General features: G+C 61.9%; 17 protein-coding genes and 5 pseudogenes. 10 read left to right on the top strand and 12 right to left on the bottom strand.

Going from position 1 to position 19,880, the window contains the following annotated elements:
* Positions 1-115: 115 nt before the first annotated feature.
* The 4 genes and pseudogenes from DN412_RS38715 to DN412_RS38735 form a co-directional block, all read right to left on the bottom strand.
* A pseudogene (locus DN412_RS38715) lies at positions 116-1,155 on the bottom strand (DUF2252 domain-containing protein); the annotation flags it as partial.
* 197 nt (positions 1,156-1,352) lie between these two features.
* A pseudogene (locus DN412_RS38720) lies at positions 1,353-1,486 on the bottom strand (transposase); the annotation flags it as partial.
* A gap of 300 nt (positions 1,487-1,786) precedes the next feature.
* The gene (locus DN412_RS38730; protein WP_115216378.1) at positions 1,787-2,602 is read right to left on the bottom strand and encodes a DUF2182 domain-containing protein; all 816 of its coding nucleotides are present in this window, start codon (positions 2,600-2,602) and stop codon (positions 1,787-1,789) included.
* On the bottom strand, positions 2,599-3,201 hold the full coding sequence (locus DN412_RS38735; RefSeq protein WP_114132041.1) for a DUF1326 domain-containing protein: 603 nt from the start codon (positions 3,199-3,201) through the stop codon (positions 2,599-2,601). The genes DN412_RS38730 and DN412_RS38735 overlap by 4 nt, the downstream gene beginning before the upstream one ends.
* 932 nt (positions 3,202-4,133) lie before the next feature.
* Between DN412_RS38735 and DN412_RS43210 the strand changes: the two genes are divergently transcribed.
* Both DN412_RS43210 and DN412_RS38745 read left to right on the top strand, forming a co-directional pair.
* Positions 4,134-4,523: a hypothetical protein gene (locus DN412_RS43210; RefSeq protein WP_133303153.1), complete on the top strand. Its 390-nt coding sequence runs from the start codon at positions 4,134-4,136 to the stop codon at positions 4,521-4,523.
* Positions 4,524-4,990: 467 nt separating this feature from the next.
* Entirely contained in the window at positions 4,991-5,926 is a 936-nt protein-coding gene (locus tag DN412_RS38745; protein WP_161564111.1) for a serine hydrolase, read from the top strand.
* On the opposite strand, the gene DN412_RS38750 is transcribed toward DN412_RS38745, so the two are convergent.
* The 3 genes and pseudogenes from DN412_RS38750 to DN412_RS38760 all read right to left on the bottom strand — a co-directional run bounded on the left by DN412_RS38750 (position 5,903) and on the right by DN412_RS38760 (position 9,093).
* Positions 5,903-6,775 (bottom strand): hypothetical protein, encoded by an 873-nt coding sequence (locus tag DN412_RS38750; RefSeq protein WP_208647747.1) that lies wholly within the window; start codon positions 6,773-6,775, stop codon positions 5,903-5,905. The genes DN412_RS38745 and DN412_RS38750 overlap by 24 nt on opposite strands.
* A 693-nt stretch (positions 6,776-7,468) precedes the next feature.
* Positions 7,469-8,303: pseudogene (locus tag DN412_RS38755) on the bottom strand (hypothetical protein).
* 295 nt (positions 8,304-8,598) lie between these two features.
* Positions 8,599-9,093: an LEA/WHy family protein gene (locus DN412_RS38760; protein ID WP_115216381.1), complete on the bottom strand. Its 495-nt coding sequence runs from the start codon at positions 9,091-9,093 to the stop codon at positions 8,599-8,601.
* 236 nt (positions 9,094-9,329) lie between these two features.
* Here DN412_RS38760 and DN412_RS38765 point away from each other — a divergent pair, with 236 nt between their 5' ends.
* On the top strand, positions 9,330-9,923 hold the full coding sequence (locus tag DN412_RS38765; protein WP_244223028.1) for an Ig domain-containing protein: 594 nt from the start codon (positions 9,330-9,332) through the stop codon (positions 9,921-9,923).
* Between the two features lie 28 nt (positions 9,924-9,951).
* Here the strand turns inward: DN412_RS38765 and DN412_RS38770 are convergent, their stop codons facing one another.
* Complete coding sequence (locus tag DN412_RS38770; RefSeq protein ID WP_115216382.1) at positions 9,952-10,317, bottom strand: CREC-EF hand family protein; 366 nt, start codon at positions 10,315-10,317, stop codon at positions 9,952-9,954.
* Between the two features lie 183 nt (positions 10,318-10,500).
* Here DN412_RS38770 and DN412_RS45155 point away from each other — a divergent pair, with 183 nt between their 5' ends.
* From DN412_RS45155 to DN412_RS38785, 4 genes and pseudogenes are all read left to right on the top strand, one after another.
* The gene (locus DN412_RS45155) at positions 10,501-10,818 is read left to right on the top strand and encodes a hypothetical protein (RefSeq protein ID WP_244223029.1); all 318 of its coding nucleotides are present in this window, start codon (positions 10,501-10,503) and stop codon (positions 10,816-10,818) included.
* A complete protein-coding gene (locus DN412_RS45160) occupies positions 10,742-11,038 on the top strand; it encodes a GNAT family N-acetyltransferase (protein ID WP_341868104.1) in 297 nt (98 codons plus the stop codon). Before DN412_RS45155 ends, DN412_RS45160 begins: the two co-directional genes overlap by 77 nt.
* A gap of 84 nt (positions 11,039-11,122) precedes the next feature.
* On the top strand, positions 11,123-11,473 hold the full coding sequence (locus DN412_RS38780) for a hypothetical protein (protein ID WP_244223031.1): 351 nt from the start codon (positions 11,123-11,125) through the stop codon (positions 11,471-11,473).
* Between the two features lie 318 nt (positions 11,474-11,791).
* Positions 11,792-12,133: pseudogene (locus DN412_RS38785) on the top strand (porin); the annotation flags it as partial.
* A 586-nt stretch (positions 12,134-12,719) separates the two neighbouring features.
* Here the strand turns inward: DN412_RS38785 and DN412_RS38790 are convergent.
* From DN412_RS38790 to DN412_RS38800, 3 genes and pseudogenes are all read right to left on the bottom strand, one after another.
* Positions 12,720-14,225, bottom strand: a complete 1,506-nt coding sequence (locus DN412_RS38790; RefSeq protein WP_115216383.1) for a DASS family sodium-coupled anion symporter — start codon at positions 14,223-14,225, stop codon at positions 12,720-12,722.
* Positions 14,185-14,535, bottom strand: a complete 351-nt coding sequence (locus tag DN412_RS45165; protein WP_244223032.1) for a hypothetical protein — start codon at positions 14,533-14,535, stop codon at positions 14,185-14,187. The genes DN412_RS38790 and DN412_RS45165 overlap by 41 nt, the downstream gene beginning before the upstream one ends.
* Positions 14,478-15,157 (bottom strand): annotated as a pseudogene (locus tag DN412_RS38800) (DUF2950 family protein). Before DN412_RS38800 ends, DN412_RS45165 begins: the two are co-directional and overlap by 58 nt.
* 191 nt (positions 15,158-15,348) lie before the next feature.
* On the opposite strand from DN412_RS38800, the gene DN412_RS38805 reads away from it, so the two are divergent.
* From DN412_RS38805 to DN412_RS38815, 3 genes are all read left to right on the top strand, one after another.
* The gene (locus DN412_RS38805) at positions 15,349-15,987 is read left to right on the top strand and encodes a 2Fe-2S iron-sulfur cluster-binding protein (RefSeq protein ID WP_167471185.1); all 639 of its coding nucleotides are present in this window, start codon (positions 15,349-15,351) and stop codon (positions 15,985-15,987) included.
* A 14-nt stretch (positions 15,988-16,001) separates the two neighbouring features.
* Complete coding sequence (locus tag DN412_RS38810) at positions 16,002-18,002, top strand: FAD-binding protein (protein WP_115216385.1); 2,001 nt, start codon at positions 16,002-16,004, stop codon at positions 18,000-18,002.
* 147 nt (positions 18,003-18,149) lie between these two features.
* Positions 18,150-18,551: a hypothetical protein gene (locus tag DN412_RS38815; RefSeq protein WP_115216386.1), complete on the top strand. Its 402-nt coding sequence runs from the start codon at positions 18,150-18,152 to the stop codon at positions 18,549-18,551.
* A gap of 167 nt (positions 18,552-18,718) precedes the next feature.
* On the opposite strand, the gene DN412_RS45170 is transcribed toward DN412_RS38815, so the two are convergent.
* Positions 18,719-19,126, bottom strand: a complete 408-nt coding sequence (locus tag DN412_RS45170) for a calcium:cation antiporter (protein ID WP_244223034.1) — start codon at positions 19,124-19,126, stop codon at positions 18,719-18,721.
* Positions 19,127-19,880: the final 754 nt, after the last annotated feature.

The following is a 19,880-nucleotide window of genomic DNA, read 5'->3' on the forward strand; positions in this document are numbered from 1 at the left end:
CTCAATCCGCCAGGGATGCAGCCAATCGACCTTGCCCGCACGCCGCAGTCAACTGATAGGGGCGACCAGAATCTTCACTCTCCGGCCACGCTGAGCCCTCAGACTAAATTTTTCAGGTCCGACCAGCATAAGGCTCTAGCACCGACGCCCGGGCCTCCTTCACCTGCAGGAACAACGGGTCGTTGTCCGCTGCCATGAACAGTGACACGGCGCACATCGTGCCGACACTGCCGACGCCGACAACCTTGATGGCCATATCGAAAAAATGGAAGCGGTCGAACAGCACCGGGTGTGGTCGGCCAGGCTCTCGCGGTACCGTGCGATCGCCTCCTCGTAGCCCGATGACAGACCGGGCGCCTGCTCTTCAGACGGATGGAAGATCAGCGGCGGCTCGTCTTTGATCCTCGGATGCAAGCCTTCCTCTGCGACGAATTTCGGATAGAGATGGTCGGGCGTCGACTTGGGCCGTTCCGCCGCGATGCGTTCGCCCAGCCGCTTGCGCGCCGCCTCGACGACTTTGGGATCGCCGGAACGGTCCTCGTACTTTTGCAGGTCGATCCGGTCGTACCAGACATCGAGCGCGCGCATCCCCGCGTAGTTATACATCCGCTCCCGGTACTCGCGCACGGAGTCAGTCGCCACGCGTGCCGCATCGCTCCTGGGTAGCGCCAAATGGTCGGCCGCGATCACAATGCTGGAGGTGAGTCGCTTCAGGTCCCACTCGAAGGGAGCCGGAAGGGTTTCATCAAGGTCGTTGATATCGAAGATGATATTACGCTCAGGCGTGGCGAATCCGCCGAAGTTCATCAGGTGCGCATCGCCGCAGCTCTGTACGCGGATGCCGCTGGTGGGGGCGGTTGCCAGGTCGGCCGCCATGATTGCGGCCGCGCCCCGATAGAAGGCAAAAGGCGAGGCCGACATGCGGCCAAAGCGAATGGGTACCAGTTCCAGTAGTCGGCGCGCGTTCGATTCCTCCAGCAGTGCCACCGGATCTCGGCGATTGTCCGCGGGCCTCCATCCGGATTGAGAAGAGCGTGGCACGTCATCGCGCAGAGCCCGGCCCTTGGCAGCGCGCTCGTCTGCGGTGAGGTCGATCGATGCGGAAGTCGGTTGGCCATCGTTTTGGGTGCGCTTCTTGTTGTCCGCCTTAGCCATGTAGCGTCTCCTTGTTGTTGGGAGCACATGTGGACACGCCCCGAATGAGCGGCACTCCCGCACTCACAAGCGCATACCCGACGCAAACGCGGTGAAAAGAACCCGACGCTGGCGCCGGCGACTGGCCTTGCTCGCTTACTAAAGATTAGGTGCAATTCAAAGCGATTCCATCACACCGTGGGCAAATTACCGCCCTGGCCACGCTCGTCCAGGGCGAGCAGGCGTTGGTTGAAGATCGCCACGCGGTGGGTGTAGCGTGAAAGGTAGGCCAGTTCCGCTTCCGGTCCGGCGAACGGTCGCTTGCATACACGACCCGTTCAGAGGTGCGTAGCGTGCGATCCACTGCGCGAAGGCAGCCGGATGACCCCGACCGTAGCGCAGTCTGGAGGGGCTCCCAGAATGGCCGCTGCGCGCGAGTCGGCATGACCGGACGCGTACCGTTCCGCTCTGAGGCGCACGATAACGGCGAGTGTGATAGCCCCCGACACCAGCCTGACGCTGGCGAAACTGGCCGGATCCGATGCCTCCTTGCAGCAGGGCGAGCCGGCACAACAGCGAATTGCCCGCGAAGGCGATCATTGCCACCGCGGCGAGCATGATTGTCCGAAGGGGGAACAAACCAGCGCGCGGTTCAGGCATGGGTCGCGACCAGGACGACTGCCCACGAGAGAAGTGCGACGCCAAGCGGCCTGCCCAGGTGCCGACCCCAGCGAACGTTCTTTTCAATCGCCATCGCCGCCGCCAGCAAGAGCATCCAGCCGAGGCTGCCGGTGCCAAGCCCAAACATCAGCAGCATCAGCGCCCAGCAACACCCGACGCAGAATAGTCCGTGCTGCGTGCCAAGCGCGAAGGCGTGCCACCCGTGCGCCTGGCCACGCCAGCGCGCTATGATGAAACTCAACGGCGTGCGACACTTTTCCAGGCACTGATACTTGAGCCTGCTGAACTGGAACGCGCCGGCCAATGCAATGATCCCCACGCCGATCAGCCAGCCATGCCAGGCCAGAGCGGGGACGCCGGCGAGCAAGGACAGCACCGCGCTGTGAAGTGCGTGGGCCAGCAACCCGAAAGCTCCCCACGCCGTCATGTAGCCGAGCAGAAGCAGGGTGACTAGGCGCCCGTGGTCGGGGCGCTGTTCCGTCAGGCGGTCGAAGGCGATGACCAGCGGCAATGTGGTCGGCAACATCATGGCCGCCGTCATGAGTATCCACGCGGCGGCGTAGAGCACCAGCGGCACGACGACGTCGCCGGCGGGAACGGCTCGGCAAAGTAACGCCGCCGGCCCGGAAGCCGTCCAGTCGCTGTGCTCGAGATAGCGCCCGTAGGGGCTGCGCGCCCACGCCCAGAGCGCTACCCACGCGCAGGCAATCAGCGCGGCCAATAGCGGAAAAAACACCTGATAGTGGCGCGAGGCGCCGCGCGACACCAGGTCTGCCGTCCGGCTCATGCGTCGAATACGAAGGTGCTCTGCAGCGCGTTATGGTTTTTGATGTCGAGGTCGATGCCGAGGGCGGCATTGCGCGACCGATAGGTCGGGGCCTTGCCGACAAACACCGGGGCTCCTGGCACTGTCGAGAAAATGGTGTCGGAGAGCGTGGTTTGACCACCGGTCGCACCTAAATAGGGGGCGAGTTCGGCGTAGTAGTCCTTGCCGATCTCGAGCTCACCTTTGCCCTGGACCACTGTGAAGCGGATCGGCGCCCGCTCGACCGAAACAACCTGGCCGATCAGCTTGACGAGATCCGCGATCGGGCCGCCGGCCTTGCCCGTATAGACTTTGAGAAGTGCCTCTTCCTGCTCCTTGGAAGCCTTGTCGTCGACGTAGATCGCGGCGGTCCAGTTGCCTTCCAGGATATTCCCGGGCACATGCGCGACGGCCGCAATGGTATTGCCGCTCACGTCGACGCCGTCGATCGTCCCCTTGTCCATGTGCCACGCGACGATGGTGTCGCAGGTGCCGTTGTCGGGATCCTCGCCAATCCAGCACGGGCACAGGACCTTGCAGTTGCAAACCTCGAGAAGGCGACCCTCCAGGTGATAACTCATACCGACCTCCATTGAAGGCACACGAAGCTTGTCGCCGCGGCAAGCGGTGACAAGGGGGGAATCATTCATCTGGAAGTAATATAGGCCTTCGGTGCGGCAGGAATTAGTTGGGAACTGAGGAGGAAGAACATTTGGATTCTAGTCCTCCGTTGCGCCGGGAAATTCCATTTGCGCACGCGACACTAAATGCGGGTCGGCGACGCAAGCCGCGCACGGCCTCCCCGTTGACGGCCTCGGCTCCGCCTTCGGATCGAAGTTCCGGCTCATCGCAAATACGTAGCCGCTCCGATTGTCGGCAGAGGCTACCGGTGACACCACGACGTTGCCGAGGTAATTGCTGCATTGCAGCGAATCGAGCGACCCGTGTGCATCGAACCGGTCAGGGAATCAGGGCTTCGTTCGGCGCCGGGTGAGGCCAGCCGCCTGCTGCCCGGTAGTGGCACCGACACGCCGAAGTTCGCGGCTGCAATTGACCTGGATGCCGGCGGTCTTCTCACCCGCAGCGTTCGATTGCGGCTCATATTGGGGAGCAGCGTCTGCGTGCTGCTAGGCCCCGCTACTCGGCCGTGAAGCTGGTGGTCCGTACGGCGCTTGACGGGGGCAGGTCGGTTAGCCGTACCCGACCCGTTACAGTCCGTCATGCTTACGCTTGTGAACGTCTGGAAAGGCAATGAGTCCAGTCGGTCAGCGCTCAACTCACGGTATCAGTTCCTTGCCGGTCATTGAAGCAGCCACGCGGCATACCGCGCGGCCCTCTCAGGCCTGCCTGAGCAGGTTCACGGACGCCGCCACGGTGGCGGAGACCGCGGCGAGTTGCGCGCAGAGGTCAAGCAGCGCCCCAGCCGCGTCATGCCGTCCGGACCCGGACGTGGCCGGGACACGATGTCGAGGTCGATCACCGGGCGGCCAAGACTGTCGAGGTCTTCGTCCTGGTGGCCACCCCCGCCGCCGGAAAAGTCGAATCCGGGGATCGGCGCGCCCAGACTGTCCAGCTCCTCTCCCGTACTTCCGACCGTGCCGCCTGCCGCCACGACGGCCCTGAGTGCAGCGAGCCAGCCATTCGTATCGCCCACGCTGTCGATCCCTTCCTCGCCGCGCCACGCACGTCCGACCAGGGCGAGCAGCGTGTCCCGGTCCATCCCCGCCAGGCGGCCGTCCGGATTGCCCTCCTGGTCACCGTCGTCCCCGTCGCCCGCTGGCAGGCCGGTCTGGGCATCCGCATCTGGGTCGGGATGGTCGTCGTCATCGGGGGGGCGGAGTCGTTGGCGTTGTCCGCCACATTGCCATCAGCGTTGTCGTTGGCATCGCCGTCGCCGGAGTGATCCGAGCCTTCCGAGCCATCGGCATTCCCGGCGGTTGGGCCGGCCACGATCTTGCCGCCCTTGACGGTCTTAGGCTCGCCGTTCGTGATCTTGCCGTCCTTGTCCACCGAGTCCGTCTGCTCCGTGCCGTCGCCGTTCTTGTCGACGGTACNGTGGAGTTTTACCGGGTCGAATAGGCGTCAGGATAGTGATTTCTGCCGCCGTGGGTTCAAGTCCCGTCAGTTACCCCAAATGCTGGCAAAGAGCTGGCAGCTTGCAGAGCGGCCTGCAATAATTGAACTGCGGTGCGAACGCTAGCGGATTCGCGGCGCCAAAAACCGGTAGGTGGCGTGGCGAGGATTGTGCGAATCCATCTGACGATGGGGGGAGCGGTTTCCAAGGCGCCGCATGTGCAATTTGGTAAGCGCGCGCGCTTACTTTTGCACCATAGGTCTTGGTACCGCTTGCCTTTCCCTTGTCAAGCCGAAATGAAGAGACTCGCCGTTTGGCTGCTCCTGGTCTTGGCGCCGCTGAGCGTCGGCGCGGCCATGCCTTACCTGTACTCGCGCAGCGTCATTGTCTACAACATGGAGCAAGGCCGGGTCCTGCTGGAGAAGCAGGCGGACGTAGTTGCGCCTGTTGCCTCGCTGACAAAGCTGATGACTGCGATGGTCCTGCTGGACCAACATCCGGCGCTGGACGAACCACTGACCATCGAGCCCGCTGACGTCGACTTGGTCAAGCATTCGCCCTCCCGCCTTCCGGTCGGTGCCACGCTCGCGCGGGGTGAGATGCTGCGCTTGGCCCTAATGGCGTCGGAGAACCGATCGGCCTCTGCACTGTCGCGCGCCATCGCCGGCGGAAAGCCTGCGTTCGTCGCGAAAATGAACGAGAAAGCCAGCGCGCTTGGCATGCAGCAGACGCGCTTTCAGGATCCGACGGGACTGTCGCCACACAATGTGTCTAGCGCGCGCGACCTTCTGAGAATGGCAGACGCCGCCTCGCGCTACACGCTGATTCGCGAGTTCACCACGCTTTCAAACTACCGCGTCGAAGTGGCTCGGCGGTCGCTGCGCTATCGCAATACCATGCTTATGCTGCGCGAGCCAGGATGGGGTATCCAGCTGTCAAAAACGGGCTTCATCAACGAAGCGGGCCACTGCATTGTGCTTAAGGCCAGCTTGGGAAGCGGTCCGGTGATCATCGTACTGATGGGAGCGTCGTCTAACCGGAAACGCTCAGCCGATCTGATTTCGATTCGAAATTGGCTGGAAGGTAAGGAGGTGACCGGCGCCATGCTGCAGGCCGCCTACCCGGCAAAACGGATGCCTCACCATCGTGCGAAGGCGGTGGTGCATCACGGAGAAGTCAGGCACGCGCCTTATTCGAAGAGACCTGGCTTACTGAATCGCCCGGGGATTTGAGGGGGCGCCAACGCGGGCCGGGCTCGCGGTCGCCAAGCAGGGAGGCAAAGCCCTGTAACGGCCGGCCGCGCTCACCGAATGGTAGTTGGCCGAGGCGCTGGGGAAGCTCGCCGCCGGCGTGTCGATCGCCCAGCTTGCCAGCGGACAACAGACGCGCCAGTTCGGGCTGCTTGCGCGAAAGAGCGATTGTGAGGAAGGGATATTCCAAGCAAGGCACTCTAGAAGCTGACACCCAGCGATAGGATCTCCCCACTTTGCTGCATACGCCGCCCCTCCGGATGCTTGCACCGTATATCTGGAGGAGCCGGTACCGAAGTCGAAGTAGTAGGGCATGTACCATCTGCCAGAGTCGCCAAGACGGATGCGCCCCCGAACACCGACGATTCCGTCGACGATATTCGCCGTCTGCGTCAGGCTCCCTTCTCTCGCCAGCGTGGCGCCTTGTCCCGTGAACGTGGCAGACAGTGTCCAGTTCGGGTTCGCACTCAGGTTCAGATACCGAAGCCCGCCGAGTGGTTCGATCGTGCCCCAAGGCACATGCAGCGCCGTATAGGCCACGGCAAGTCCGAACAGGCCGCCGCTCAGGCTGCTGCCTGCTTCGGTTGCCACGTCGCGCGGTATGACAACCGTGGCACCATTCCCCGCGCCGACGGTATTGACGGTGGTTTGTTCGTGACCGAAATCCAGATAGGCTGCGTCGGCCAGGATCGTCCAGTTCCCCTTGCTGGCCTCGGCCTGCAACATGAGCAGGAACTGCAAGTTCTGGAGATAGCTGTCCGGCCTCATTCCCACGTCGAGTCTGCCCCCTCCGGTCGATGACGATCCGGAGAAGCCCAGGTCTCCGCTCACGTTGGGTAACCAGAGGTATGGCCCAACCGCGAATCTCCACCTATTTGCATCCGGCGATGCTGTGTGCGCCGAACCGGCTGCGATCGTAAGGACGATAGTGGCGCCCAGACGGCTCCAGCCATGCTTCGCAAGCCGGTCCTTGCCATACTCCGTGTCGAGCAGAACGTCTTGTCGCGCCTTTCCCATGCTTCACGCCTCCGCTCTTCCCCCGGAGCCGAGTACCAATCCGATCGACACGCTGGCACAGACAGCCCGCGTCAGTCGCCTGACCCATGGATGCCTGCCCGCTCCTCCAGGCAATGCGTTGTGTAGACGATGGCGATACATCGGGTCTGTCGCAGTCGAACGGCAACCTGTACCGTTCCGTGAACGGTCTCACTCGTCTCGCCATGACAAGCCGGCGTCAACGGTAGGTCACATTCCGCCGGATTCGCCATATGACCATAGGGCAGGGACTCCCCGAATGCAACCGGGCCGCCATGAACCCTGGGCTATTCGGCGATCTTGCGGACGATGATGGTGCTTCCGACACCATTACCGCACTGACTCCAAGTCCATCACTACATTGAGACCACGCCCTGTCAGCAGCGTGTTGGATGGCCCTCCCGGCCGAGCGGCTTGCATTGCTCATCGGTGCGCCCATGACAAAGTGCATACTCCCTTTCGCGAGGGGCCATGCGATCGGATTTCTCATCATTGCCTGCTTTGCTGCCTTTGATATTCGCTGTGTTTCATATTCATGTATGCATCTCGATCCACTTCGTGCAGTTGGCGCGAATACTGCTCAGTCGCATCGAACCAGTTGGCCACTCTCTGATCAAGGCGCTTGTCGGGTGGGATGGACAGCGCGTTGAGATACGCATCGATGGCCAGGTAGTAACGCATCGTGTTGCGCTCTATAAGCCCCCGTACGCCGCCGATGTATTCGATTTTCTCAGTCGATGGATCGAGCGTGGTGGTGAAGCCGACCTTGTCACGGCCCAGGGTCGCGAGATAGGCGTTCATCGCCATGCGCCCGGCCGTGCCGAATTTGCATGAGTAGGTATGCAGCAAGGTGCGGCTGGCGGAAATTGAAGTGGCCTCCAGCACGATGCGGTAATCCCTGGTGCTCATCGGACCGGTATCCGCGTCGAGGTTGACCTGGAAGTACTCTGGTCTCGTCGCCACTGCCCGGTAGTTGAATTGCAAGCGGTAGGTGGTGGAAAGTTTCTCGACCTTTCTGAATAAGCACGTCGCACCAGTTAGCCGGGCCGTGTGCTAGATCGTTGAGCGTGCCGCTGACACTGGCCAAGGGATAGTCAACCGCAGCATAAATATCCGCCGTAAGCGTAGATTCGGACTCTGATGACTTCAGATATAACTGACGCCGAAACGGATTGTGACTCAACTGTTCGGTCAAGCTCGCGTATTTGTCGCGCAAACGCACCGCGATGCCGATTTCCTCAGCAAACAGGTCGGGGCACGCGCCGACCAACGCTAGGATCAGGAGGATCAGTCCCGCCACGTGTCGTTTTCCGCTTACTGTCATCTTGGCAAGTCCGTCCATTGGCCGCTCCGCGGTCCCCACCTGATCTCCGCTGACACACGCTCGGCGCATTGCCGACTTCATTACCGCGTAGGCAAGCGGTTCACATGGCGATTTTGTCGTGTCTATGCCCTCGGTTTCATCACAGCCCCGGCACGGCAAGCATCGCTACATGGGTTACCACTACCCTATTTGGCGCAAATCCAGGAGGACAGCCCCGACGTAACTGCCGGCACATGAACAGGATGCGGATAATCCAGCCGTCCGTGTAGAAGAATTAGAATTGGCAGCGGCTCGCTCACCGGCCGATCATGCCGTCCGTCGGCAGCGACAGTTTGCCCTGGTCGACGAATCGCGTACCGCCACCCATGCCGCCGGCCAATCGCCCATGGATCTCATATGGGATGTTGCCCGTTTGCGCTCCGCCCACGAAGGCGAAAGCATGGCGCACTGCGGTAAATGCAGGCACGGTCAATGGCACATCGATCACCGTTTCGCCGAATCGAGGCACGATCCCGCTCTGGTCACTAACACCGCTGGCGAAGGATTGACCATTCAGATCCAGTTGCAGCGACACACCGCGATATTCGATCGGAGATTCGTTGGGGTTCTGGATGCGCAATTTGACATTGAAGCGCATCTCCAGCCCTTCGCCCTTCAGCGGATCAATGCCCGCCACGGTTACCCGCAGCGGCTCTTGGCCAGTTAACCCTGCACAGCCGCTGATCAAGACAAGAATGCAAAGGAAGGTGCAGAAGAGGCGAACTAAGCGCCCAGCATCAGGAGCTGGCATGGCGAGCACCTCGTCAAAAAGTCTGCAGGTGCGGATTAGTGTAGCGTTTTTTTATCCCGGGTTACGTGATCTGGACCGGCTTCATTGGCGGACTTGTTCACCATGCGCCGGTTGGAAGATTTCGTCCGCAATCGCATCCGTTGCACCCGATCCGCGCCATGGTCGCCCCGGCTGTCGGCGACCGTAGCAGAGTTCCGGGGGCTCAAACTCATTTTCCCCAATTCCGCCGCGGTTCCGTGATCTATGCTAATCACATCAAACGACCGGCCGTAGTCCGAAATGGCGAAACTGCGCTGGCTGGCAACTCTGCTCATGCCCTGGCAATCATCCTGACAGGATGCAGCAATGGCGGCAGCGGTAGCAGTACTACCAATGCTCCGGCGCCTCCAGCCGGTCTGGTCGAGCGCGACGAATCGCCGATCTACGCTGTAGGCGTTCCAGTCGTCCCGGAGACGGTGAGCAACAGCGGGGGAGCCATCTCACAATGCGCGGTGTCTCCGCCACTTCCTCCAGGTCTGAGCCTCGATCCGCAGAACTGCACGATCAGCGGCACGCCTACCGGAGTCAGCCATGCCTCGGTCTACACGGTCACCGGCAGCAACGCCGCAGGCAGCACCACCACCCGGATCGAAATCGAGGTCAAGGACGCTCCCATCGCGCCAGATGGCCTGGACTATTTGGATCGGTCGGTCATTTATTTGACCAATGCCCCGATCACGCCCAATATGCCGATCAGCACGGGTGGCGAGATCACGCAATACAGCGTGTCACCGGCACTTACAAGGGGGCGAGAGGTACGACTCCGTTTCTCCCGCCCCATCATCCTATGAGCATTTCAAACAAATTTCTGCAGCCCCTTCAGTTCCAGATCGGATCTTCCTTCTGCATCTGATCCTTGGTCTTCTTCATCCAATACGAACCGATCTGGCGTTCGGTGACATACCCCTGTTTTTTTACGTCGATCTTGTCGAAATTTGCGTAGACTTGCGGCATTCCTGCCTGAGCTTCGTTACGGGTGAGCTTGCCGTCATGATTGGAATCGGCCGCCTTGAATCGCTCGGTAATCAGAGCCTTGGCCTGGGCCGTAGTCGGGGGAGCTTTCGGAACCTCGCCCGGCGCCGCTGCCGGTTGGGATGATCCCTGTGGCGACTGGGCAGTCGCACCCAATGAAGTGAGTTCCATCAGCACCGCGAAGCCAACTGCGGCCAATTTGCGTACGGCCATGTCGCTCTCCTCAAGTCACGATGTTGTTTTGAATCGTTGCAAAGGAAGATCTTCAGGCCCGTGAGCCTGTTCTCACTCAGCATTTTAGTCTAGGCGCTGGGGCGGAAACGGCGAGTTCCGTTTGAACCTAATATGAACGCTGCGGGACTCTCAACCTAACTCTTCTCCTACGGCACCGATGCCATGCAAATCAAGCCAGACGCAACAACATTTTTTGCGTTCACCGTAGTCCTGCTCGATGGACGGGAAGTGCTGGTTCGGGAGATTGCCGAAAGCGACAAGGCCGGCCTGGTGGCGGCATTCAGCAGGCTTTCCGCCGATGCGCGCTATGCCAGGTTCATGGCTGCCATGCAGCAACTGCCGGAAACCATGCTTGCGCAGGCGATACACCCGGCCGCGGAGCGCGAGTTCGCCTTGGTGGCGCTTGCCTGGACAGACAGGAACCCCTTTATCATGGGTTGGCGCGAGCTACGCTGCGGCGGCGGGCAGCGATACCTGTGAGTTTGCCGTGACGGTGGTGGACGACTGGCAGGGGCTTGGTCTTGCCAGCCGACTGCTGAGCGCATTGATCGACATTGCTCGCCGCCGCGGATATCGATGTATGGAAGGTTATGTTCTGTCATCGAATACCGCGCTGCGGCGATTAGCCAGACGGCTGGGATTTGCCGACGTACCGTGTCCCGACGATGCCACGCTGCGCGTGGTAGCCCTTGCGCTGTAAGGACGGATGTCAGTTCGGAAGCGAACAGAAGCGACGTTGAGGCTAATGCAGGCTGATTCACCCACTAGACCTTGGGGACTTCTAATGCGCACCCAATTCTCCTTCCTTTTTGCATTTGCTGCGCTAATGCTTGCCGGGTGCAATACAGCACCGATCCCGCCTGGCAAGCCAGTTGATATCCCCACCGCCTTGCACCAAGTCTCCGCCGGACTGTGCGCATTCAAGAAGGACGCCGAGGCAAGAGGGAAGGGGTCCTTTGACTCGGTCAATGTGGAGCTCGACCTGACCATCGATGGCGCAAGGAATCCGCCGGTAGCTGTGGCACCCGACATTCAATTCATGCCGACTGTCAGCTACGGACAGACCATATCCGTCACCAAGGGAAGCAAGCTGACGCTGACGCTCAAGATGCCAGCGACATGCTCAGGTGGTTAGCCAATCCGGACTGGCCAGGCCCCCCGTGGCGCTACGGCGTTGGCGTCACTTCCGCGTGCTGGGTGGTGGTAGCTCCGCACAATGCAGCAAAGCGACTTGCTTCAGAGAGGGTTCATATTCGACTTGGCATGTAATGCAAAGTCGTTGGCATCCTTTGCATCGCGGGCACTGTGTTCCATGTCGGATCCTTCCGGGATGGGAAATTGCATAGTGCGCCCGCCTGCGTTTTCCGATTGGCCAGGATGGCGGGCCTGATATCGAGATGGCTGGCGACCTACATCGATGCATCGGAGAGACATGGATGTCCGTAAGGTTCCAGGCGCCATGCTGCCGGGTGCCCAAGCTGCGAATACCGGATCGAATCTCTACTGGCTCGCGCTCGCGTACCAACTGACGCCAGCATTCTCGGTAACCGGCGCGGCCCACTACCAGGATTTCCGTCAGACCGGCTCGGATCCGTGGCTGTTCTCCGTGATGGGCGACTATACGTTGAGCAAGCGCACCGATCTCTATGCATCGGTGTCGTATGCGCTCAACAAGGACAAGTCGCAACTGGGCGTCAATGGCTTCAACAGCGGATCGGGCTCGAGCGCCGTCTTCAACGTGGAGCCAGGCGCGAACCAGTTCGGCGCGGTGGTGGGCATTCGTCACCGGTTCTGAGGATGGCCTACTGTAGTAACGACGACATTGCGAATTCGTCCGATCGGCTTCGACCCGCGGCGCATCCCTCGAGCGACGCCGGGTCACCCGTCTGGAACTGGATTAAAAGGCCGTACTTCCCCGGCGGCGCTTACTTTCGGTTCCGCCGATCTGGGGGGGTGACGGTCTCAGAACGACCCATGCCGGCCGTTTGTAGAGAATGTGTGAACGTCCGAAGTCCGGTGCCATTCAGCCGCACGAGGCTGGCGGATGCGGCCAACATCGGCCATGTCCATGCCGTCCACGACGACTAGGCGATAGCCAGCGCAAAGAGAGCATCTCGACCGACTGAGGCGAAGCCAGCTCGCCAATCAGGAGACTGGCTCGTTGCCTTTGCCCGGTGCCGTGTCAAGCCGTCAAGCGTGCCCAAGGAACTGCCACCAAAGGGGGCCGACGACCAGCCAGACGAACATGTAGATGAGTCTCATCACAAAGCCGGCTTCCACCATTCTCCCTGGGTGAAATAGCGGGCGCCAGACATGACCGGCCCGGAGTGTCGGCTTGGCGTGATCGCGAGCGGTTCATCGGGCGTCGTTCGGCTGCGTGTTCACCAGTAGCCAAGCACCTTCCACCAGACGCCCCCGACCACGGCGAAGATCAGCAGTTCCACCACGCACATCACAAATCCGACGCGCCACCAGGTTCCCATCGTGACAAAGCCGCTGCCGAAGATGATCGGCGAGGTGCCCGTTGCATAGTGAGTCAGCGTCATCATGATCGCCGAGCCGGCCGCCATCAGCAGCATGAACGGCACCACATACGCTGGCGGTATCAGATGGACGCCGACCGTCAGGAAGGCGAGCATCATCGCACTGATGTGCGCAGTCGTGCTGGCGAACAGGTAGTGCGAGAAAACGAAGACCGCCACCAGGATTGCGGCCGTGCCGGCCCAGCCGACGCCGCTGGCCGCGATCGCGTCGCTCATGCCCTTCGAGAACCACGCGATCACGCCTTGCTTGTTCAGTTGCTCGGCCAGCATGATCAGCGCACCAAACCATATCAGCGTGTCCCAGGCACTCTTCTCGGACAGCACGTCGTCCCAGTCGATGGTGCCAGTGATGATCAGCACGAACAGGCCGACGAAGGCGACCACCGTTGGGTCCAGCGTGAGCGACGGACCGAACACCATCGCCGGAATGTTGGCCCACAGAAGCAGCAGCAGCGCGAAGGTGAAAATCATGACTTTTTCCTTTGGCGACACTGGACCCATCTTCGCCATTTCGGTGTGCGCATACTCAACCGCATTGGGTGTGGCCTTGAGCTCCGGCGGCGACAACACATAGATCACCAGTGGCATCACCAGCATGCATAGCAGGCCGGGCAGCAACATGCACAGCGCCCAGCTCGTCCAGCTCAGATGGAGATTTTGATTGGTCGCCTTGGCGATGTAATCTACCACCAGCGGGTTCGGGGCGGTGGCGGTCACGAACATTGCCGAGGAGATGGGGTTGGCGTGATAGTTGACCAACGCCAGGTAAGTGCCGACCTTGCCCTCCGTGCCCTTGGCCGGGTCCGAGTCGAATGCGTTGGCGATCGACTTCATGATCGGATGCACGATACCGCCACCGCGCGCGGTATTGCTCGGTGTGAAGGGCGCCAGCACCAGTTCGCAGGTGGCCAGACCATAGCCGATGCCTATTGTTCGTTTCCCCATCAGGGAGATGAACATCAGGCCGATACGGGTGCCCAAGCCGGTCTTCTTCACGCCGCGGGAGATCAGGATGGCCACCACGATCAACCAGATTAGCGGACTGTCGAAGGCGGTCAGCGCATCGGCGATCGCCCCCTTGGACGAGGTCGAGGTCACCTGCGACAGCGAGAGGACAACGATGGCCATCATCGCCATAACCCCGATCGGCATGACCTTCAGGATGATTGCAATGATTGTTGTCAGAAAGATGGCAACCAGGCCCCAAGCCTTGGGCGTGAGCCCCTCTGGCACAGGCAGCAGCAGCAGGGTGATCAGCACGACCGTCGTGATCAGGGCGGGGCCCAGTCGGAACGGGACCACGCTATTGAAGTAGCGGAACGCCGCTTTCAGTTTTGTGAGCATCTTGCGATCCTTCCCAGAAGAGTTGGTGGGGTTCTGGATAAGCCGGTAGCTGCGCTCCGCCGGCATTGACCACCATCGGCAGCGACAAACATATCTCTGGCACGCCTTCGACTTCGGCATGTACGATGCCGACTGTGAGAATGAGGTCGGTGTTGTGGACGATGGCCTGGCAAATTCGCGCGATTGCACTATCCCATGGTGGATGGCACCCATGCAGAGTCTGCCCCGGCTTCACACCGACGCCGGCGGTGATCACGATGATGTCCGCGTCCTGCGCGTTCTCGTAATCACTGGCATGGAACCACTCCAAAAGGGCATTGGTTCCCTAACGTCGTCCACCGCCACCTCTTCCGCCGCCAAAGCCACCGCCGCGCGCGCCGAAGCCGCTGGGTGGGTCGTCTGGGCGTATTCGGTCTGCGCATCGCAGATGGCCTGCATGGTCTGGATCACCGCGAGCTCGATCCGTCGTCGCCCACGACGATGAAGGCGTGCTTGTCTGATTGCTGCACGCGATGCGATTGCGCCCAGGCACTGTTGAAGCTGTTCCGTACGTCGGCGCCGACTGGGGGGATGATGTCGCGGAAGTTCGTGTCCAGCATGCCTCGCATGGCCGTCTCGTCGTTATTCCGGACCGCCTGGCCAAAGGCCGCCATGGCCGCGTCAGGCGTGTCGAAAATCTGACGCGCGAAGGCATGCGTCGCACCGAGGCCGAGCAGGCAGATGTAGCCCAGCGCGGTGGCTGCTCTGCGGAAGAATTTCGGCAGTCTTATCATGTCCCAGCCCCTGAGCGTCGTGATTTGCCAGCGCGCTGAGAGCATGGGAACGCGCCATCTAGCGTCAATGGTGAATCCCCGGCATCGGGTCGCGTTCCGGTACGCAGGCGGATCGACGCTTGCGGCCTGATCCTGGCGACGGAAAGCGTGGTGCAGCATGGGTCGGGGCTCCGTTTCAAAGCATGAGCGGCACGCCGATCATAAGGATTAGGGGCGAGCGGTTTCCAGTAAGCCTCCATGCGACGCCCCCTTCGCAATGACCTCCATTGTGCTAAGGTTTATATGACCTTTTCTGTGGAAACGCTAGTGTGGCGCTGACGACGCCGGGCGATAGAGGCGACGAGATGGGACTGGTACGCTTGAGCATCGAAGGACGCACGGTCGAAGCACCGGCAAACTGCTCCATCCTGCAGGCCTTCCTGCACGCGGGGGAAACGCTTGTCGAAGGCGTCGGCTGCATGGGCCGGGGCGTATGCGGTTCGTGCCGCGTCATGGTGCGGCGCAGCGGCGAGCAGGATGTGCACACGGCGCTCGCCTGCGAAACGCTGGTCGAAGATGGCATGCAGGTCGCGTTCCTGGATTACTTCACGGCGTCGGAGCGGCACGTCTATCGCATCGAGGAGATCGGCGATAGCTGGGACGCCTTGCGGACAATCTCTGAAGTCTTCCCCGAGGCCGCCCATTGCCGTCACTGCAGTGGATGCGATCGGGCCTGTCCGAAGGGACTCGATGTTCAGGAGGGCGTGAAGTTCGCGGTGGAGGGCAAGCTGACCGCCTCTGGCAACGTCTTCGACGAATGCGTCATGTGCAACCTGTGCACGCTGGCCTGCCCCGAGCATATCCGGCCCAACCATCTCGGCCTGTTCGTGCGGCGGATGATCGCGGCGCAGACGCTGCGGCCGGCCAATCTAATGCTGCGCCTGCAGCAGATCGAGAGCGGCGCGATGAAGATCGACTTAGACGCACCCGGCGCGCAGCCGCCGCACTGACGGGACGAACCATCATGCCGGCTGGCATCCCCTACGAAGAGGCACGCAAGCGCTACCGTCCCGGTGTGGCGCCGGCGGTGCGCGGCGATGACATCTCCGTCGAAGAGCTGCTCAAGGCCTATCACCCCGACCACGGGCCCAATGCGCGCGTCGCGCTGACCGTCGGCGTCAACCGCGGCGAGCCTTGTCAGCCGGATCTCGCCCGATATCTGCAAGCCAATGCGCTGATCGACGACGTCGACATTGCCGGGGCGCAACTCGTCTCCACCGATGTGCTGATCATCGGCGGGGGCGGTGGTGGCTGCGCGGCAGCGTTGACCGCGGCCAGGCAAGGCGCGCAGGTGATTCTCGCCACCAAGCTGCGCCTCGGTGACAGCAACACCGTGATGGCCGAAGGCGGGATCCAGGCGGCCATCGGCGAGGACGACAGTCCCCAATTGCACTTTGAGGACACCTTGCGCGCCGGGCACTTCTGCGGCGAGCCCGAGCTGGTCGCGCAGATGGTGATGGACGGACCCGACGTGATCCGCTGGCTGATCCGGCAGGGCATGATGTTCGACCAGGAGGAAGACCGGCCCCTCGGCGGCAATCTCCTGCGCAAGAAGCCAGGGGGAGCATCGGCCGCGCGCATTCTCTCCTATCGGGACTACACCGGCCTGGAAATGATGCGCGTGCTGCGCGAGGCGGTGGACCTGGAGCCCGGCATCGCGGTGTGGAACCGCTGCCCCGCAGTCGAGCTGCTGTCCGACGAGCGGGGCACGGAGCGCGCGATGGAACAGCCCAATCAGGTTCTGCTCAACGAGGACATCCGGGTCGGCGCCGACCTGGATGCCTGGCTGGCACGCGGCGGCGGAGAGGGGCTGGCCCGGGCACTGCGCGAGCCGGCCGCGGTCATTGCCGAGATCGAGCAGGCGGACCTGCGCGGGATGGGTGGCGCCGGCTTCGCGACGCATCGCAAATGGGCACCGGTGGCTGCCGCGGCGGCCGGCGACAAGTACATCATCTGCAATGGTAACGAAGACGAGCCGGGGACGTTCAAGGACCGCTTCCTGCTAGAGCACACGCCGCACCAGGTGATCGAGGGCGCGCTGATCGCCGCGGCTGCCACCCGCGCCAACCATGTGGTGCTGTACGTCAATCCCCATCAGCCGTTGTCGCTGGCGAGGACGCGCGAGGCGGTGCAGAAATGGCAGGCACACCCGCAATTCGCCGAGCCGGCAGGGCTGGTCGGCGGACCGGTATCGCTTCGCGTACTACCCAGCTCAGGCTTGTATATCGACGGCGAGGAAACCGCGGTCATCGCGAGCGTCGAGGGCGGGTTCCCGTTTCCGCGCCGCAAGCCGCCTTTTCCCGCCGAATACGGCGTGCACGGTGCACCGACCGTCGTCAACAATACCGAGACGCTGGCCCACGTACCAGGCATCTTGCGCAACGGTGCCCAATGGTACCGCAGCCTCGGCATCGGCCATGCCGCGGGAACCAAGCTGTATTCGCTCTCGGGAGATGTCTTGCGGCCTGGCCTGTATGAGCTGCCGATGGGCACGAGCCTGGAGACGGTGGTGTTCCGGCATGGCGGCGGGATGCTCCAAGGCAAGGAGTTCAAGGCGGTCTTCACGGGCGGTCCCTCCAATACGCTGCTGACCAAGCGTGATCTCGACGTGGCGCTGGATTTCGATTCCGTACAGCAACGGCGTTCGCGGCTCGGGACCGGTGCGATGATCGTAGTCTCGGAAGGGACCGGCATCGTCCGCAAGGTGGCAGAGTACGTCAGCTTCTTCGCCCAGGGTTCGTGCGGTCAATGCCCGCCGTGCAAGGGCGGAACGTTCCAACTGATGCGCCTGCTCAACCGGATTGATACGGGCCGCGGCGTGCGCGCGGACCTGGAAGCGTTGGAAAACCTGTGCCGCATCCTTCCCGGCAGCGGGCGCTGCGGTCTGATCGATGGCGCCGTGACCGTGGTGGACAGTTCCCTCCATCAGTTTCGGGAAGAATACGAGGCGCTCCTGATGGCATAGGTCCAGCATCGAACGTCCGGTTTGCGAGGCGTCGAGCCATGCGCGCGCGCTACCGCATGCAGCCATGTCTGAACGCCTTGCGGTTCCTGCACGGCGGCGGTACGTGGCTTTCCATTAAACACGATCGGCGAGGTCACGGAGCCAATCATGCACTACATTGCACCCTATGCGCTGTGCTTGTCCATGGCTTTGGTCGGGGCATGCGGCAACCGCGAGCAGCCGCCAGCCCCGGCCAGCGGTAAAACCCCCGTCGCCGCTGGCAGTGAAGCGGTTCCCATACCGCCGCCCGAGCGTGCCGATGACAAGCCGCAGGCGGCTGGACCTGGCCGCTATCAGATCGTGAGTCATCCCCAGGTCCGCGCAGGCCCCTTCTTACTCGACACGCAGACGGGTCGCATCTGGCAGTTGAAGGAATTCCCCGGACTCGAAGGCGCACCGAGCGCGTGGCGCGAGATGACGATCATCGACGACAGGGGCGCAATGGGGATCACGACAGCACAGTTCCAGAAGCTCTATCCGGCGCGGCATGCTGCGCCGCAGCGGCGGTAGCGGGCGTGCCCAAATGCCAAGGTCGCCGACGGCAGTTCTTTGAAGCATCGCGATGATCGTACGGCCGGCTCGTCCTTTGACGCCGGATTCGACTGAAGCAGGCCACGGCAGGTCTCGAGGCTTGCAGGGCACAGCGGGGATCTCGCGAAGCAGGAAAGGCTGTTTCGCTAGCGCGGCAGGAAGAAGAAGGTGAGGGCGAGGGCAAAATAGACGACCAGGAGTTGCGCACCCTTGAACCAGTCGGCGTGCCCATCGCTCGCCATTTGCGCCGTGACCAGCACGGACAGGACCACCATCAGAACCAGGGCGGGACGAAAGGCCAGGTCCATCGGGGCCGGACCGAGAAAATGGCTCGTGAGTACCAGCACCGGCGCGACAAACAGTGCCACCTGGACGCTCGAGCCGACCGCAATGGAAAACGACAGGTCCATGCGATTTTTCATGGCTGCGGTAATGGTCGATGCATGCTCGGCTGCATTTCCGAGGATCGCCACCACAAAGGCACCGACGAATATGTCGCTGAGAGCGTAGTCGCGCATCATGGGGGCGAGCGCACCCACCATGATTTCGCTCATCCACGCCGTCCCTACGGTGGCTGCTGCCAGTATCGCTATCGCCCGTGCTACGGATGAGGAGGGCTGGTCCCACGCCTTCCGGAGCAACCGGCTCTGCTTCGTATGCACTGCGGAACAGCGCAGGGTGAGTGACCAGCGAGAACACCAGGTACAGCGCATAGACGACCAGAAGCGCGATGGAAATCCAGGCGCTGAGCCGGTACAGCACCGCTGTCGTGCCCACTACCGCTTCGAAGCTGGCAGGAAGGATCAGCGCGATCGCCGACAATGGGGTAATCAGCCTGCACTGCGCCGGAAGCGGCACCGCACGACACCGCAACACCTAGAATTGCCTTCTTCATCCTGCTCGTCTCCTCGTGGTTTCATTTGTCGTTCTAAGACGCCGGCGCACTGCAGGCGCGCGGCCATGCAACGGAAGCCTGCAGTACGCAGGCTCCCGAAAAAGGGCATTGGGGACTTTCGCTTCCTTCCCGGGGACGCAAGCCGTTGGCCCAGGGCGCACGCCGCCCTCCCGCTCAGGGGCCATCCCGGGCAGGAAGAAGAGAGCCGTGACCCGTATCAGCTGGCGATGTGGCAGGTGGCCGGCCCATATGGGCGTCGGCCTGCTGGTAGACGACCCCGCGTGTTTAGTCCGAAGTTTGAGAGCCCGAAACCCTGCCAAGCCAGAGGTGGCGCGCCTTTGCGCCATTTCTATCGTTTTATTTGTTCCCATGTAAATAATCTATTTTTGACGATATTTTCCTTGATTTGCAGG

Origin of the sequence: Cupriavidus lacunae, assembly GCF_003353055.1 — a bacterium.
Lineage (GTDB): Bacteria > Pseudomonadota > Gammaproteobacteria > Burkholderiales > Burkholderiaceae > Cupriavidus > Cupriavidus lacunae.

What these genes read in the sequence shown, in the direction of transcription:
- DN412_RS38730 (WP_115216378.1), bottom strand. Translation starts at nt 2,602, where the DNA reads ATGAGCCGGACGGCAGACCTGGTGTCGCGCGGCGCCTCGCGCCACTAT.
- DN412_RS38735 (WP_114132041.1), bottom strand. Translation starts at nt 3,201, where the DNA reads ATGAGTTATCACCTGGAGGGTCGCCTTCTCGAGGTTTGCAACTGCAAG.
- DN412_RS38745 (WP_161564111.1), top strand. Translation starts at nt 4,991, where the DNA reads ATGAAGAGACTCGCCGTTTGGCTGCTCCTGGTCTTGGCGCCGCTGAGC.
- DN412_RS38760 (WP_115216381.1), bottom strand. Translation starts at nt 9,093, where the DNA reads ATGCCAGCTCCTGATGCTGGGCGCTTAGTTCGCCTCTTCTGCACCTTC.
- DN412_RS38770 (WP_115216382.1), bottom strand. Translation starts at nt 10,317, where the DNA reads ATGGCCGTACGCAAATTGGCCGCAGTTGGCTTCGCGGTGCTGATGGAA.
- DN412_RS45155 (WP_244223029.1), top strand. Translation starts at nt 10,501, where the DNA reads ATGCAAATCAAGCCAGACGCAACAACATTTTTTGCGTTCACCGTAGTC.
- DN412_RS38780 (WP_244223031.1), top strand. Translation starts at nt 11,123, where the DNA reads ATGCGCACCCAATTCTCCTTCCTTTTTGCATTTGCTGCGCTAATGCTT.
- DN412_RS38790 (WP_115216383.1), bottom strand. Translation starts at nt 14,225, where the DNA reads ATGCTCACAAAACTGAAAGCGGCGTTCCGCTACTTCAATAGCGTGGTC.
- DN412_RS38810 (WP_115216385.1), top strand. Translation starts at nt 16,002, where the DNA reads ATGCCGGCTGGCATCCCCTACGAAGAGGCACGCAAGCGCTACCGTCCC.
- DN412_RS38815 (WP_115216386.1), top strand. Translation starts at nt 18,150, where the DNA reads ATGCACTACATTGCACCCTATGCGCTGTGCTTGTCCATGGCTTTGGTC.
- DN412_RS45170 (WP_244223034.1), bottom strand. Translation starts at nt 19,126, where the DNA reads ATGAGCGAAATCATGGTGGGTGCGCTCGCCCCCATGATGCGCGACTAC.